General features: G+C 48.6%; 9 protein-coding genes. All 9 read right to left on the bottom strand.

The window, feature by feature from the left end; translation table 11 throughout:
• Positions 1 to 1,552 (bottom strand): efflux RND transporter periplasmic adaptor subunit (locus tag ACXLDX_RS02685; RefSeq protein WP_503417352.1); only part of this gene is annotated, 1,552 nt, incomplete at its 3' end.
• 15 nt (positions 1,553 to 1,567) lie between these two features.
• A complete protein-coding gene (locus ACXLDX_RS02680; protein WP_457575650.1) occupies positions 1,568 to 1,843 on the bottom strand; it encodes a hypothetical protein in 276 nt (91 codons plus the stop codon).
• Entirely contained in the window at positions 1,840 to 2,745 is a 906-nt protein-coding gene (locus ACXLDX_RS02675) for an efflux RND transporter periplasmic adaptor subunit (protein ID WP_457575649.1), read from the bottom strand. The genes ACXLDX_RS02680 and ACXLDX_RS02675 overlap by 4 nt, the downstream gene beginning before the upstream one ends.
• The gene (locus ACXLDX_RS02670; protein WP_457575648.1) at positions 2,675 to 4,492 is read right to left on the bottom strand and encodes a TolC family protein; all 1,818 of its coding nucleotides are present in this window, start codon (positions 4,490 to 4,492) and stop codon (positions 2,675 to 2,677) included. Before ACXLDX_RS02670 ends, ACXLDX_RS02675 begins: the two co-directional genes overlap by 71 nt.
• A gap of 255 nt (positions 4,493 to 4,747) precedes the next feature.
• Complete coding sequence (locus tag ACXLDX_RS02665) at positions 4,748 to 12,346, bottom strand: SdrD B-like domain-containing protein (RefSeq protein WP_457575647.1); 7,599 nt, start codon at positions 12,344 to 12,346, stop codon at positions 4,748 to 4,750.
• Between the two features lie 371 nt (positions 12,347 to 12,717).
• Complete coding sequence (locus ACXLDX_RS02660; protein ID WP_457575646.1) at positions 12,718 to 13,548, bottom strand: hypothetical protein; 831 nt, start codon at positions 13,546 to 13,548, stop codon at positions 12,718 to 12,720.
• A complete protein-coding gene (locus ACXLDX_RS02655; protein ID WP_457575645.1) occupies positions 13,545 to 14,666 on the bottom strand; it encodes a tetratricopeptide repeat protein in 1,122 nt (373 codons plus the stop codon). Before ACXLDX_RS02655 ends, ACXLDX_RS02660 begins: the two co-directional genes overlap by 4 nt.
• Positions 14,656 to 15,216 carry an RNA polymerase sigma factor gene (locus tag ACXLDX_RS02650; RefSeq protein ID WP_457575644.1) on the bottom strand — a complete coding sequence of 187 codons (561 nt, stop codon included), beginning with the start codon at positions 15,214 to 15,216 and terminating at the stop codon, positions 14,656 to 14,658. The genes ACXLDX_RS02655 and ACXLDX_RS02650 overlap by 11 nt, the downstream gene beginning before the upstream one ends.
• 70 nt (positions 15,217 to 15,286) lie before the next feature.
• Entirely contained in the window at positions 15,287 to 16,291 is a 1,005-nt protein-coding gene (locus ACXLDX_RS02645; protein ID WP_457575643.1) for a tetratricopeptide repeat protein, read from the bottom strand.
• Positions 16,292 to 16,514: the final 223 nt, after the last annotated feature.

Genomic DNA, 16,514 nt, shown 5'->3' with positions numbered 1-16,514 from the left:
CCACGCCCAGTTCCACAATCATTTTATTCAAAGGAGCGACCTCAAACAGAACCTGTCCCTTGTTCACCGGACTACCCTGGATTCTCATCATATCTCCGGCAAGAACAATGCCGTCAATGGGGCTCGTCAGGACAAGATGGTGCTCCTTCTCCCTTAACAGATCAATCTGCTTTTCCAGGCGAAGTACTTCCAGACGGGCAATCTGTGTTCCGGCGGCATCTCCAATTGCCAGGTGATGATCCCTTGTTTTCAGCGCCTTCTGCCGCTCCGCTTCAAGTGAACTCTTCAGAAGTGCTGTTTCCCTGCCATCCAGTTTTGCCAATACCTCACCCTGGCGTACCAGGTCTCCCGGCTGCACCAGAGCCTTTTTCAAAATGGTGTCAAAGCCTGCGACAACAAATCGCCGGAAAACCGGGCGCACAGAACAATCCGCATGAACCTGAAAAGAAACCGGGAATACGCTGAACAGTCCGAAAAGAACCACTGCCGCAATAGCGACTGCAACTGCCTTCATCCTGCTGAGCCGGTGCCCGACCCGATCCGGCCTCATCTTTCTTCCACTGAGTCCTTTCCTGTTGTCCAGCAAAAAAAGAGCTGATGCCAGAATCTCTCCGGCTGCTTTCAATGTGGCCGCAAGGTGCACATCCTTTTTTGTTCTGTCCCAGAAAAAGATGATCACCCCGCTCTGTATTCCTTTTCTGTCGACAGGAGCAAGACCAACAGCCTGTTTTTGAGAAAAAGCATGTAACATTTCCTGAAAAACAGGGGTGACAGAGCCCGAGTCAGTATCCACATATCGATGAATTACACATTCGTTCAACCCCTTTCCCAGTATACGTGAGCGCTCTGTGCGTAAATCCACAGATGTTACATCGGAAAAAGACCTGAGTACCGCCTGTCCGGATTTATTCAGAGAACCGACAGCCACCATATCGCACCCGGCCCAGCTGCGCAGCTGTTCATTGAAATATAAATAGGCCTCTTTACGGTCAGTATGGCTGATAATACCGGTCACTGCAGTCGTCAACTGCAGGAGTTTCCCGCCGTCTATCCCGGCAACCGAGTCCCGTTTTTCAAGAAAGGAACTGAGAATAACGGCCAGCAACTGAACAACCGCAAGAAATGATTCTATCGCCTGCTTTCCAGGAAGGATGACAAAAGAAAGACACCCACTGTATCTGCCCTTACTGCCAACAGGGCAGGAAAGGAGATAAACAGCGGAATGGTCTTCAAGAGTACGCCACACAATCCTGCTGCTTTCCAGAGCCTCACTCCCGTTCTCCAGCAGAATTCCGCCAAGTTCAGACGACCAGGAAAGGGCCTGTCGAGAGAACAGTTCAACCGGCTCAACAGGGTTTTTCGAGACAGCCGACTGGTACATCCCTCCGGCCCCGTTTATCAGGCCGATGGAAAGTTGCAGAAACTGAAAGACCATCTCCCGATCATCGGTCGCGGTCGAGGACAGTTGAAGAAACTGGCCGGACAAGTTGTATATATCAGGGGATAGATCAGGTCTCCGGTCTCCATGGCCGTATGAAGAATGCTCACTCAATGGGGAAAATCCGGATTAATTTGCAGGAACGGTTTGCTTTTCGACCAGAACAGAACCAAGTATTTCATACAGCCGCCTTGCTCCATCCCGGGTCATGGCGATACGGCTGTGGACCGGAAGGATTGTACCATTTCCGGACGGGTCTGCCAGGGGACCGGAAGAAAAACTGATTGTAATATCATCGGGACTGCTGTTGAGAATAAACTGGGAGGCAAAAAGAGATGATGTCTCATTATACCTCACCGTTACCTGTTCACTGTTTTTTTCTGTATTACCTGGCTGTTTTTTCATTTTTTTCCTTTGATCAAACGTAAGGTGGCAAGTGTCCCGCTGAACAACCTGTTATCTCTGTTTGGAACAGTCACACACACCTCCATAGTGCCACTCTGTGGATTTACAATGGGGGAAACCGAGTCAACTTCTCCTTCTATCCGCATTGAGTCAGCCATAACAATGACTGCCGCTCCTCTCTTCAACTGCCGGGCCTGCCTTGGAACAAGATGAAACCGGGCTTTCAGCGGATGAAGGCGGGCAATGCTCACCAGGTTCGGTCGCTCCCCGCCACCGGCCAGCTCCGCCTCCTGTTTATAGACCTTGACCACAACTCCATCCACCGGGCTGCGCAGCTTCTTTTCCTCTATCATGGCCCGGATTATCTGCACTTCCAGCTTCTTCATCCGTCTTTCTTCCCGGGCACTCCTTAACCTCGCCTCAGCCATACTCAGGTCGGTTTTTGCCTTGATCATTTCCTGGGGCCGCGCATTGCCGGTTTCCGCCAGCCTCTGCAGCATAATGAACCTGTTCTTCTGCATGGAGACTCTGGCCCTGACGGAGTCTATCAAACCATGAAAAGATGCCACTTCTTCTGCCAGGGCAAGCTTTGTCTTGAGCACACGGGAGTCCAGCTCAACAAGCAGCTCTCCCTTTTTCACCCTGTCCCCTTCCCTGACATGGATAATACTGATCCGATCCCGAAAAGGAGAAGCAATATTGACCACCCTGTCGGGCTCCAGGAAAGCATCAATGCTTTCCTGGCCGGCCGCCGTCCCGACCATCGCCGGAAACGAAAAAAGGACAAGCAGGAAAATGAAGCAGGTACTGTCTCTCCACCTGGAGATAGAATCAATGCTTTTTAACGAGAACAAGCGGTAACCCATCACTGTCAGCATCTTTCTCTTCAATGCGTATATCATTCTTTTTTACCAGAACACCCATTGCCCTGTAGAGATTATAGAGAGAATAGTTGTAGGTCAGCTCACTCTTTGTGAACAGCTCTTCTGATCTCGTCAACCGCTCGGATGCGTCCATCAGACGATAAAGCACATCACCGTACGGGTCGTTATTTGCCAGAAGATAATCAACCCGCGCATACAGAGCTCTCACCTCCTCGTCATCGGCGAGCATCATCTGGTAGGACTGTACCATGGAACGATAGTTCTTTTCCAGCTCCCTGTGGGAAACCTGGACCTCGAGCAGTATATTCTGGACCGTCGTGTCCAACTGATGGAGCAATTGCCTGATTTCCAGTTTCTTCCTCGTGTTTCTGGCGGCTGCACTATTATTTCCGAGGGGATATTGCAGTCGTAGTCCGGCAATATAGCTTGGTTCACCCTCATCAAACTGATTTGAATAGGCATCCCCGTAGTGATAATCACCCTCAATACCCTTGGTGTACACCTGGAAAAACAGGTCAAGGTCCGGCCACAACTCGTTTTCAGACTGGTTCAGGCGAAGATAGGCTGACTGAATATGCCTGATTGCCTGGGAAACTTCGGGACGGGAGGAAAGTGCAGCCTCCAGGGCATTGTGAAAATCGATCTTGAACAGATCATGGGCCGGCAACTGACTGGTGACAATCTCAAGACCGTTTACATTGAGAAGACCGGGATCATTGACCAGGGCCCGTATCCTGGACTGGGCGTTCAACATGGCATATTCCGCCTGCATGGCTCCCAGTTCATGGGCATTGACCTGGGATCTTGCCCTTGCCAGAAGGCTTGGCGGGACGTCCACAGCCGTCCGGCTCTTCATCTGTTCATAGATTTCCTGACTTTTTCCGGCCAGTCGTTCTTTCTGGACAAGAAGCGACCGTTCCAGATAAAGGCTCCAGTAGGCACGGGACACCTCCAGAAGATGACTCTCCACATTACGCCTCAGCTCCTCTCCGGCAATTGAACTATCCAGGGTTGCAAGGTCTATGAAGGACCGGTTATAGGAGAGACCAAAGCGTTTGAGGAGCGGTTGGGTAATGGTCAGATAAGTCCCCGTTCTCGCCTGGTCCTTCGGTTGAAAGTAGGTGGAGTTAGTATCCATATCACCGATATTCTGCTTGAGTTCAACCTCGGTTCCAAGCAGGAATTTTTTTCTTACACCATATTCCAGGTTCTTCGAACTCTCTTTGTAACGCAATTCCCCGCCGGTTTTCAGATCATCTCCCACCGGTTCATTGATATCTCGCAGGCTTGTCTCAGCAAAAATCCTGAAATCATATGGACCTTCAGCTTCCTGGATGGCCGTTTTTCGGATCAGGGGCAGATCACTGAATACCTTGATCTGCGATGAATATTTCAAGGCCCTGGCAAAAAGAGAGGTGATATCCATGGAGATGTCGGGAACAGCTTTATTAATCGGTCCATTCACCTTTGATCTCCACCATGAACTGTATTCTTTTGGAATAACTCCAGGGTCAATAACCAGACCGGTTGCGGATTTGCGGGAGAAAATACTGGAATAATTCTCTTCCATCTGCTGCATCTGATCGACAAGAGTTGAATATCTCTGAAACAACTTTGTTCTGAATGTCTCGTAATTCGCTATCCCCTGCTCAGACGTGTTAACGACAAATCCGTAATCAGACTGTAGTTTTTCTGTGGCATTGAGGGTTGCAGAGCAGATCAACAGAATAAAAGCCACTCCCCAGATAATCTTTACTGTTCTCATTTTTTACCCTTTCATAAAGTGCCTGTCCATAGTTGGCCTTTTTGCCCGATATCATCGTTGCCCGAAAAATTTTATCCTCGGAGGTAAGCGTAGACTCCGATATCAATTATATACCTGCGGTAAAATTTCCCGTGTGCCTTGATCTCGAACAGAAATCCTCATTTCTGGACAGCCACTAACTACTCATAATGTTAATAACTCGATATTTTTATCATATCTGAACCGTGACCACCCCATCGTTGAACAGCTGTCTCATCAATGACTGTTGCCTGCCGGCAGCGTCGAAGGTGAAAGAAGTTCATATTCCGCGGAACTGTTCCAGGTAACATCAGTTATGGACAGATTACTCCGGTGCATGGACTCCAGTACATTTCCAGGCATGTATGCAAACACCGCCTCCACATCAAGCCGCACACTTGAAAACACCATACTGGTAAAATTGGGGCTGAAATAAGTTCGCATATTAAAAAATCCCTCACTGCTAGCATTATATGTTGACCTGGTCTGGATAATTTCCATATGATGGGGCATATCAAAAAGCACTGTTCCCGGAAAACCCGCCAGCCAGTTGCCGGCAGTGTCCGCCATAACCGTCTGATATCCAACCGGGTTACCGGTTGAATCATAGAGCACAAGCGACAGGGTGGTTCCGGGCTCGGCATATCCGCTGTAAACCGGAGAAACCGGAAGGACAGGTGTCGGCCAGACAAGAGGCTCTGGCCGGGCTGGAAAAAATAATTCAGAATCGTACTGGTTCCCCGAGGCCTGAAAAAACAGGAGCGGGTCCGAAAGAAGTCCAGTGGCAATTCCACCCGGACTTGACGGCGGTCCGTTTAAACCGCCAGGTTGATAATAACCGAAATCAGTCGTTCTGTTGTGTTCTCCCGCACCAAGATTGACAATTGTGCTGTTGTCAAAACGACCATCCGGATCAAATACCTGCTCGCTCCCCCCAGGCAGAGTCGATGAATTGACACAGACTGTATGTGTCCCTGCGGGAAGATTATCAAAAATATACCTGCCTGCCCCGTCAGTTACCGTATTCTCTCTATAATCAGGTCTTCCATCACCATTTAGGTCTATACCGATACACAATTCCACTCCCGGAAGAGATGCCTCCCCGGAATCCATTCTGCCGTTTCGATTCTGATCAATCCAGAGCTGGTCTCCTATCGACCCCGTTCCTGTATACCCAAAATCAGTTATCCGATTATCTTCGTCATAGCCAAGAGTGACTGCAGTTGTATCAGCAGTTGCCAGACCGTCATTATCAAAAGTCTGCCTGATACCGCCGGGTAGAGTAGTTGTATCCACTGTGATCGAATAGTTGCCCACAGGGAGAGTGTTAAACAGATAGTGCCCGTCTGCGTCCGTGTATGTTGTCAGGGTATCCGGATTTCCATCAAGATCGATATCTCCCACCAGGGTTACCTTGACTCCTGAAAAGCCCGGCTCACGACCATTCTGAACACCGTTTCCATCCGCGTCAAACCAGACCGTATCACCAATGGATCCTGTTTTCGTGTAACCAAAATCCATATCACCATAATTCTCATTCAGAGCCAGAACATGGCTGGAACTGTGATCCTTCACCCCATCGGGATCTCCACTCTGGATATAGTCCGAAGACAGGGTCGTTGAATCAACCGTGACCGTATAATTTCCAGGGGGAAGACCGGCAAAGGAATAACTCCCGTCTGCGGCGGTTACTGTTGTCAGAGTATCAGGAATTCCATCATTATTGAGATCAACACCGGAAAGGGTGACTGTAACACCGCCAAGCCCTGTCTCTCCGCCATCCTGAACACCATCCGCATTGGTATCTTCCCACAGTCTGTTACCGATGGAACCGGTACCCACATAGCCGAAATCACCATCAGTAAAATCGGTGACTGCACCAATCGCCGCCTCTGAAACAACCGTTGTATCCGGCGTGGTCGTTCCATCCAGATCATAGGTTTCATGGGTCAGATTATTGGGCAGACTGTTGACTGTAACCGTATAATTGACAAACGGCAGATGTTCGAAGATATAATGTCCCGGATGACCTGCCCCGTCGTCCGCGGTTGTTGTTGTGGCACTGTATTCGTAAATACCATCTCCATCCAGGTCGCCCCGCAGGGTAACAGACACACCGTTGATCCCCATTCCGCTCTCATTTTGCACACCGTCCTGATTGGTATCGTACCAGACATAATCGCCAATGGACCCGATTCCGGTATAACCGAAATCAACTCCGGTAAAAGTTTCATTATTTGCAAGAGTGTACTGTGCTGTACTGTTCAGACCATCTCCACCAGGATCATTCCAACCGTAGTCAAATGTCTGAACCATTCCCCCGGGAAGGGTAGCAGGATCTACACTGACCGTATATGGCGCACCCTGCAGATGAGTAAAATTATACTCTCCGTTCACATCCGTTATTGCCGTTGCACTGTAAAGAACTCCACCGACATTTACAGAAGTGCTCACACGAACCCCGCCGATACCGGTCTCTCCACCATCCTGCAACCCGTCAGCATCGGCGTCAAACCAGACACGATCCCCAAGGTTGGCGTCTCCCCGGGGGACGGTAAACGTTGCCGTTGCCGTATCCTGTGTACCGTCCTGGGACAACCCCGGATTACGAGCTGCAGTATCATCATATATTCTTTCATCGGGATCGCTGCCATCCCTGCCGGACCAGTCGGCATCAATACTGTTTGTATGATTTCCACTGACAAACCAGGCACCGAGCACCTCTACCGTGTACTTCAACTCAATATAATCGCCCACGGCAACATCCCACGAGTCAGAATCCGTACTGGTAAAACTGATGGTGTCATTCCCGTTGTCCACAGCACTGGTCAAAGGCGAAATATCCGTATCAGTTCCAGCAGTTGTATTATGATATATTGCACTCTCAAGCTGAAAATTCCCAAGCCCCGGCGGCAGGGTATCAAGAGCACTTACCTCATAGGCCGTAGAATTTCCGGTGTTAGTGAATCGCACAGTATATCGCATGACATCCTGGAGATTATCAGCTTGTGTATCACCGACTCCACCGTCAACATCTTCAACCCGTTTGCTGGTTGTTATCTGTGGCTCGGTCACATTCACCGTGGGATCGGTAGGATCATCAACAGTCAATGGTGACCCTGACGGATCAGCCGGATCCGTGAAACTCATGGAAACATGATTGGTCAGCGAACTGCCCGAGCTGTTTGCGGCAATATTCGTTACCAGGGCATCAAAAGTAATTGTAAAGGTATTGTCATTTGCTCCCGTATCCGTTGCAGCAACATCGCCGAAAGCAAAAAGAAGATCATTGCCTGACTGTGTAATGACAGGTGTTGTATCAAGCGTGCCGTCAAAAGTGGCATCCGTAACCTGCCCTGAACCGGCAACATACGTCAAGCCACCCGGAAGTGTATCTTTGACAATAAGATTCCCTGTTGTACCATCGGGAACCGTTACATTAATTGTATAGGAAACAGTGTCGCCAATCGTATAGGAAGAGGGAGAGGGGTCGATCTTGTCTATCGATCCGGTAACATTGATTACCGCAACATCCGAATCAGTATAATCATTGGCGGAACCACCGGGATCATTCGGGTCGCCTGTCCGCTCAAAAGAATTGTCATTGTAGGGCGAAATCGGATTACCGGGAAGACGGTCAGAATCAACACTCTCCCAGGTCAAATCTCCAGTATTTGTAATAACCTGCCCGGCTGAAGCCGTCTGCAGTTGACCACCGGTTACGGTAAAAACCGTTGTCTCTCCTGTGAGAATATCATCCCAGGCCGCAGAAAGAGTATTTCCGGTCAATGATACGGTTCCGCCATTTAAGCCGGCACTGTCCGAGGTGACGGTGACACTTGCGTTTGACCAGTCAATATCAGCAGGAAGAGTATCTGAAAAAACAGCATCAAAGGCATCTTCAGTGCTGGATCCGCTGTGTTCCACCGTAAAACGATAATCTATGGTGTCACCCTGGTCGTAGTGTACTGACCCGGCCACATCATCAGCATCAACCCAGCTGCCCGATACTGGATCCCATACCTCTTTTACAATCTGCAGATCCGGCTCCTGAACGATGACATCAGGTGAATCAACAAGAGTTGTTCGGGCTGTCGTTCCGGGATTATCAGGATTATCCCAGCTCACTCTGGCCTGATTATCCAAATGTGTATTCTGTTGATTTCCAGAAACATTCAGAACAACAGCAGTATAAGAGACAACAATTTGTTCGTCTGAGCCATTGTCACGATTACTGTTTGTAATATCACCAAAATTCAGGGAAAACCTGTGCCCGTCGTTCATCACTGTGGCATAACCTGTCCTGATGGAATCCCAACTTCCATGGCTGCTGGAAAGATCACCACCAGGATTTGTTATGGAGTCTATGGAAACCAGTGCCAGACCGCTGTCCAGATAATCTTCCAGATGGAAATCATGTGTTTCACCTTCCGGCAGGGTTATTGTCACACTGTACTCAACAGTTTCACCGACAACAACATTCACTAAACCTGGAGTGGACGTTTCTCCGGTACCGGTCACTGTCTTTGTCACTAAAGGACTGGTTGTGGTGACCGTCGCCGTATCTGAAAGATCCTCACTGGTGTGATCATCTGCTCCTTCCGCACCTGCGAAATTGGTGATCGTTGCCGTATTGGTCATGACCTGACCAGGCTGAACTGTATCCGAGGCCACGAGGGTGTAGGTTATCACCAGGGACTGACCGGCACCAAGTGCGCCTGTACCGCCGACATCAACAAGCTCTATCCCTCCATTGCTCCCGTCATCGGCGGTACCATAGATTCCATCTGCGCCGGGATCGGCAAAGAAATTATCAGAAGTCGTTGCCACATCGCCGTCAAGGCCACCTCCAACCCAGTTGAAATCAGTTCCGGCCACCAGCGCAGTCCCATCCCTTTCCACAGTAAACGATGTTGAATTCTGAACAAAACCGGCGGGCAGGGTATCTTTTATTATTGTATCAAAGGCAGCGGAAGCCCCTGTATTGTCAACCCGAACCGTAAAGGTGACCGGATCACCGGCATCGACCCCTGACACTGGAACAGCAGTTTTAGCAATAGTCAGATCCGGTTCATCAAGAACCACCTGGATTATTGCATCAGTCGTGTGGTTTTCAAGGGGTGTTCCCTGCTCTGTTGCCTGTACCTGATTGGTCAGAGAAAGCCCGTTGGTAAATGGCTTGTCAGAGGCCGCAACAGAAAAAACTATTTCTATGACGGAACTATTGTCTGCCGCACCACTCTGATTGTGATAGGAAGCCCAGTCAAAGCTTATGGAATTCTGCGCCCCGCTCACAGATACGGTGGGAGCGGGAACACCGGTAAGAGTATGAAAAGTGTCATTATCAGTATACGCCCATTCACCCACACCTGGAGCTCCGTTTGCACCATCGTATACGGTATTGTTAAAACTCCATCCGGTTGCATCAACATCAAAAATTGGCAGTGGCAGATAATCCGTCAGTTCAAAATCCTCAATACTCGACAGGGGCATGGTATAACGCAGGAGATAGGTTACGGTGTCTCCCGGCGAAATATGGGTACCGCCTCCAGGACTGTAATCGTATGATCCACCATGAAAAACAGAGTAAATATCCTTGCTCACCGCCCCGGTAGTAATGCTGATGCTGTCGCAGGACTGATCTTCTTCACTCTGTCCTGTAAAGGCAGTATTTGTATCGTCATACAACTCACCGGTGATGGTGGCGCCACCGTTGATAATATCTCCCTGATCAATATCTGTATCATCAGCATCCTCGGTGACATACTGCTGTTCAATATCAGCCTGATAACTTATACGACCATGGGTTGCTCCATGCTGAACGCCATCAACAAGATCACCCTTGAGAATCCCGCCTGCCAGCCCCATTCCTTCAAGTATTTTCTGGAGATTATAATGAATTACAATATCACTGGGGTCATCAGTCGTCCCGGTTGTAAACCACATCTTGTCGCCGGCATTCCCGGTTGCCGTGAGAACTTCGGAGTAGCTGTTGCCATTTTCCCAGATATCTATGGCAGCCGTAAAATGACCACTGCCGTCCTCATGCATTGCCAGGCCATCAGCAACAACATCGTCAATCCGAAAAGTATAACTGGTATCTGTTGAGTCATGATCACCAAAGGAAAAATAATCGGAAAGCTGAAAATCCAGCGTATAGTTAAGTGTATCCCCCGGTGCATAAACAGCCTGGAATGGGCTGTGATCTTTCTGAAGTGCTATGGACTGGGCATGGGAAATATCATCAACATCAGGATTGGAAGAAAAATGTCCCTCTCTATTCACTTCCGGATTTACTGTACCACCTGCAACTGCAGTATCATTGGGGTCTCCCTGGCCACCTGCCGCAGGATCCCAGTTATATCCAACCACACCATTATTTGTTATATGGGTGAGGTTCCCTGATACGGGATCAATGACAGCGGCACCTCCCGTGGTCTGTTCCGGTACATAAAAATTATATTTGATGACAACATCGTCTGTTCCGCCAGTCCCGGTAACATCATTGTCCAGAGTCACAATCAGGTCATTTCCGTTTAAGGATACGCTGTATCCGGCGGCCGCACCACCAACCTCAACAGAAGCAATCCCCGTGTAGACAATATTGTCCGGAAGATGTTCAGTCAGTGTAAGCCCGGTGACGGTCTGTCCATCGGCAACATCAATTGTTGCCACATACGTCGCCGGATAATTTGGCCCGGTCGGAATTTCCTGATGATTTTTCTCAAAAAGTCTTGCAGAATTATCAGCCCATTGCCGTGTATCATCATGATCAGGATCGTGTGATTGCTGACAGTCAGGGCCGACATCCGCCACCTCGATATCCTTTCTGTACTGTATAACCTCAGGCTTAAATGAAAAAGAAGACGTTCCAATATCTGTCATGGCAGGATCCGGCTTCTGGGGATTATCAAGGGAATCTTTACCATACAAAGCCCCCGTAGAAACATTGACATCCAGATCTATATCCACATCGGCATTCCTGCCCATATGGGCCGTTATCTCCACATCAATGGAAGGCTGATCTGTTGTAAACGAACCGAAAGGTAAACGCAGGCTGACAAACTGATCTCCTTCCCTGATTGACTGACCATTGACAGAATGGATGACGAGTGGATCACCACTGCTGTCTTTTGCCCAGGGATGGATCAATCCATTTATTACATCAGCCTGGGTAACAGTAATAACTGAAGATTCAACAGTTACCGAGGAATACGTAGCACTGTGAAAAGAAATGCCGTCATCTGCCACGGCATCGTTTCCGTCCTGTCCGCCATCAAGCAAAATATCTACATATGGTCCAAAAACATCTTCACCTGTTGTATTGTCAAAGGAAACGGTAAAAGTAAAATCCTCACCGATCATGGGATCTACCGCAACCTGATCCACTCCATTGTTCATAGCTGGATCTTGAGTACCGGTCTGCTCCTGGATATGATTTTCCCCCTGAACATTCGTAGAGAGGGAACTTTCCGAAGATATTCCATTGTTTTCCTCCGTTTCTCCCTGGAGTATTCCTCCTTCAGTACCGGAATGTTCAGCTTCCTGTCCATTATTCTCCTGCTGTTCATTCGCAACAGCTGTTTCCTGATGCTCCACAGATTCTGCAGTTTCAGCCTGCCCGCCAGGATCGGTTTTATCCTGCGGTTCCGGCGCAGGGATAACTTCCTGCTGCCCTGAAGAAGTGTTCAACACTGAAACCGGCTCAATCACCGGATCAATCGAATGGTCGACAGGATCAGTTGAATCGACAACAGCGGCCACGGGATTAGCATCCAGGAAAATCCTCTCTTCCAGTTGTTCCAGAAGTAAAAAATTTTTACGTTTCTGTTCCATTACTCTGTATCCTGCCGAACAATTTATAGGAAAAAACACCAAAGACAATGAGATCTATTCTCAATTATTAGCAATAAATTACATTACTGGCAGGTTACAACAAGTAAGGATATGGTAAGTTTTTCTTGTGAAATCGGAGAAGAACTGCTTTCAGAAGGTATATCAAGGGTGAGGGAGCACCCGGTGAGAAATATTATCAGGCGTGAAACAGGAGTCCTGTATCACGCCTTTGAGTTTCTATTAAAATCTTCTAAATAACAAAAGTTATTTTTAAATTTGACCTGGCAACGCCCAGATGGAACGCTGATTACGGACAAAAATCAGCCTGATAAAGCAGGCACATCCACAATCTGCCTGAATTTCATGGGTAATCAGGATTTTGAATGTCCTCCGGAAGATTCATGTCCTTCCGAACCATGGTCGTTTGAAGATTCATGCCCGCTACTTGAACTGCCGGAAGAAGCTGACCCATGGCTGCTTCCCGTATCCGAACCGGATGCGCCATGCCCTGAATTTTCATGACTGCCTTCCAGCCCCCCAGCCGAAGACATACTTCCCTCGTGGGATCCAATATCCTGTCCCGACATGCTGTGACCGGGATTTTCCGCCATCCCCGATCCTTCCGAATGGGGCATTGCTGACCAGCCGGACGCAACATCTCTTCTGGTAACCTCGGCAATCTCCTCCGCATCAATTTCCCCGGCCACCAGCTCATGCTCTCCGGACATTGCCGTGTGTTTCTGCCTGCCCCGGGTCCTGCCCAGCCCCAGTAATCCGGGAGCAACACCCAGCTCATGGGCTATCTCACCCCATCCCATACCGGCATCTCTCATTGAAAAAATATTTTCACTTGTCAGCCCGGTAACTTCAGATAATGTTTCGGCATACAGATCCTTTGCTTCAGTCAATTCCTCCTCCGCAGTATTCACTGCTCCAGGATCTCCTGAAAGCACAGCCTCTTCCAGCGCCGTTTCCGCATTTTCTACAGCTGCAAGTGCATCTTCCAAACCTTTATTATCAAGAGCTGCCTGTTCAGCAAGGGCCGCAGCATGCTCTACCTCCGCAATGCTGGTGAAAGCTGGCTCCACCTCCTCCCCGGAGACTTCCGGTACCGTGCTTGTGCTGAGGCACAACCCGGGAAAACCCAGCATAAGAGACATAATTACTGCCCAGAAAATCAACTCTTTTTTTCTCCGTATCATACTCTTTCCTCCATTTTTTCGCGAGGCCGCACAACTCCAAAAATCAATATTCCTTTTGACAGTTGAACTGTTGTACCATCCTCTTTTTTCACTGCTTCAGGTTCCCCGAACCAACTTCCCCTGACAATCTCTTTCCGGTTTCCTGCGGCTAATCTGGCAGCCAGCATTGTCTTGATATCCAGGGAGAGCTTCCTTGCACGTCTATCATCCCCTCCGAAAAAAACTACAATATTGAGTTCGGCCAGTGATTGACCGCCAAGCTGATGGAAAAGATAGTCAATCTCTCTTTTCTTTTTCGCCATATTCTCACCCAGAAGATCGTCCTGATTAAGAATAACCGCCCTGTATCCAATTCTGTAAGTGCGCCAGCTGTAATCACCCCGCTCATGCAGATGGCGCACGGCCTGAAAGGCAAGACTGCCTTTTCTGAAATGAACCAGAAAATCTTTCCAGGCCCCGATCTCCTCATCCACCCTGCCCTGCAGGTGCAAAACCAGGGCGCGATTATACCGTGCCCTCTCCTGCCGTGGGTCAATGCGCAGAACCTGCTCATACAGTTCTTCCGCTTTTTCCAGTTGTCGGCTCTCAAGATAATTATGGGCAAGGTTCAATCTGGCCGGCAGGTAATCAGGCCTCTTACGAAGGAGCTGCTGATAGCTTTCCCGTTCTTTTTCAAAGTCTCCCAGAGTGTAGTACACCATTCCCTGCCAGTATCTGTATTCAGGATTTGATTTCATGCCGCCTGCACGCCGGAGAATACCGAGTGCCTTTTGGGGTTCCCCGGCTGCAAGAAGGCTTTTGGCAAGATAGAGATAGGCTTCACTGTTCATTTTTGCAGGAACGGACATTACATTCGCATTCTTCACCTCCCCGTCCGTTTGACCGACTTTTAAACCACCGTAAAATGCCAGGATGAGGCAGATCCCGGCAAATGCAACAGAAAGAGGGGAAAAGGAATCTTTAAACAGAGCTGCCCCATTTTCAAAAAATCCGACACACCAGGATTTTTTTTCGTGAACAAGACAATCCATGATTTTGTCATGCAGATCTGTCGGAGGCTGCTGTTCCGGCAGATTTCTTAATGCCTCTTCAAGTTGAACCTGCTGTTCATACTTCATTTCTCTCCTCCGTAAATTCCCTTCTCAATTTCTTCAGGGCCCTTGCGATTCTCATCTTTACCGCACTTTCCGACAGGTTAAAGACTGCAGAAAGCTCACGGATGGACAGGTCGTGCCTGTAGCGCATCAGAACCAGTTCCCTCGTTTCATCAGGAAGAGAATCAAGAGCACCATAAAGTGCCTCTGCCTCTTCTTGCTCAAGGAATTTATTTTCCTGGAAGGAATTGTTTTCAATATCCGGGGTATTCCACTGCAGCTCACTAAGCCCACAGCGTATCCGCCTGTTTCTGCGATGCCAGTCCCTTGCCCTGTTTATTGCAAGACCGTAAAGCCATGAAAAAAATTTTCTTGTCCGATCAAAACTGTCCAGTCGTTCATAAATACGCAGAAAGACATCCTGGGTCAGGTCCGCGGCCTCCTGCCGATCCCGGCAATACCTGAACATCATGTTATAGACCGGCTTTTCGTATCGCCTGACAAGAATGCCAAAAGCATGGACTTCTCCGTCAAGGATTCTCTCTACAACCTCCCGGTCGTTCTCAATATTCATACCTGAACCCAGGTGTTATCATTTTTTATTTCCCCCTTCTATTCTCCTATACGTCCAGACTCATAACCGGTCACAGTTTATTTTTCGGCACCCTTCTTTTTCTATCTTTCGCTCTCAGTATCCTTTTTCCATCGGCCAGCAGAAAGCGAACGGCCCCATGGTTCCGGATTGTTCTCCCACCGATTTTTATTACCCGATCAATACCGAACCAGCTGACACCAACTCCTCGTTTTTTCAATTCAGGATATTTTTCATAGAGATAGGATCGAACAGCCAATGCCCTGGCCTTTGCCAGTTTTTTATTATTTTTCTGATAGACAATGACCTGCAGTTTTCCATCCATCATTCCTGCAGCAGTTGCACCGGTAACATCAAGGGAAGGCAGGCTCCGGGAATCCAGTGTACTGCCGGAGACATTGAATACGATCTCCCCAAGCGTTATCATACGAGCTCCCAGCATATGATTCTGGAAAGAAAAATCTCCAAGTTCATTGAGATAGTCAGCAGCCCTGATGGCAAGTGAGCCGGATGGATAGACCTTGAGATAGGCGAGCCAGCCATTTTTCTCCTCGGCAGTTCTTTTCAGTATGCGGGCTATCAAAGCCCGGTTATATAAAGCCGTGCGGCATTCCGGCCAGATGGCAAGTGTTTCCTGGTACCTTTGCAGGGCACCATCATACTGCCCGTCTCTGAAAAGATTATGCCCCAGATAAAGCAGGGCCTGAAGATGTTTCCTGTCATACTGCAGTGCGCGCAGATAACTCTCCCGCTCTCTTTTCAGGTTTCCAGATTCCCCCCAGGCCAGACCGTACCAGAAATGATAATCGGGGTTGTCACTTTCAGACAAAACTGCTTTTTTCAGATAGGCCAAGGCTTCTTTTACCTTTTTTTCCGCGAGCAGAAAACGTCCCAGGTAAAAATTGGCCTTCACGTCATCCGGATCAGCCAAAACCGTTCGACGAAACAGATCTTCCCCCCGGCCATACTCGCCCGTTTCCAGGTAATACCGGCCAAAAAAATCTCCCTTCACAGTCCTGCCGATTGTACACCCGGAGAGTAAAATCAAAAATATCACGAGTACACCTGTCTTTATATGACTCATTGTTCCTCTAAAACCATTGTTGATGTAACAGAACTATTATCCTATCTTCTAAATAACAAAAGTTATTTTAAAATTTGACCCGGCAACGCCCAGGTGGAACGCTGATTGCGGACAAAACTCAACCTGATAAAGCAGGCACATCCACAATTCGGCTGAGTTTCATGGGTAATCAAGTTATCCTATACAACAATATACG

This window comes from Desulfomarina sp., from assembly GCF_054039375.1.
This window is presented reverse-complemented; position numbering and strand designations above follow the sequence as displayed.

Excerpts from the sequence above, each read along its gene's own strand:
- ACXLDX_RS02680 (WP_457575650.1), bottom strand. The coding sequence starts at position 1,843 with ATGAAAAAACAGCCAGGTAATACAGAAAAAAACAGTGAACAGGTAACG.
- ACXLDX_RS02655 (WP_457575645.1), bottom strand. The coding sequence starts at position 14,666 with ATGAAGTATGAACAGCAGGTTCAACTTGAAGAGGCATTAAGAAATCTG.
- ACXLDX_RS02675 (WP_457575649.1), bottom strand. The coding sequence starts at position 2,745 with ATGATATACGCATTGAAGAGAAAGATGCTGACAGTGATGGGTTACCGC.
- ACXLDX_RS02670 (WP_457575648.1), bottom strand. The coding sequence starts at position 4,492 with ATGAGAACAGTAAAGATTATCTGGGGAGTGGCTTTTATTCTGTTGATC.
- ACXLDX_RS02665 (WP_457575647.1), bottom strand. The coding sequence starts at position 12,346 with ATGGAACAGAAACGTAAAAATTTTTTACTTCTGGAACAACTGGAAGAG.
- ACXLDX_RS02650 (WP_457575644.1), bottom strand. The coding sequence starts at position 15,216 with ATGAATATTGAGAACGACCGGGAGGTTGTAGAGAGAATCCTTGACGGA.
- ACXLDX_RS02660 (WP_457575646.1), bottom strand. The coding sequence starts at position 13,548 with ATGATACGGAGAAAAAAAGAGTTGATTTTCTGGGCAGTAATTATGTCT.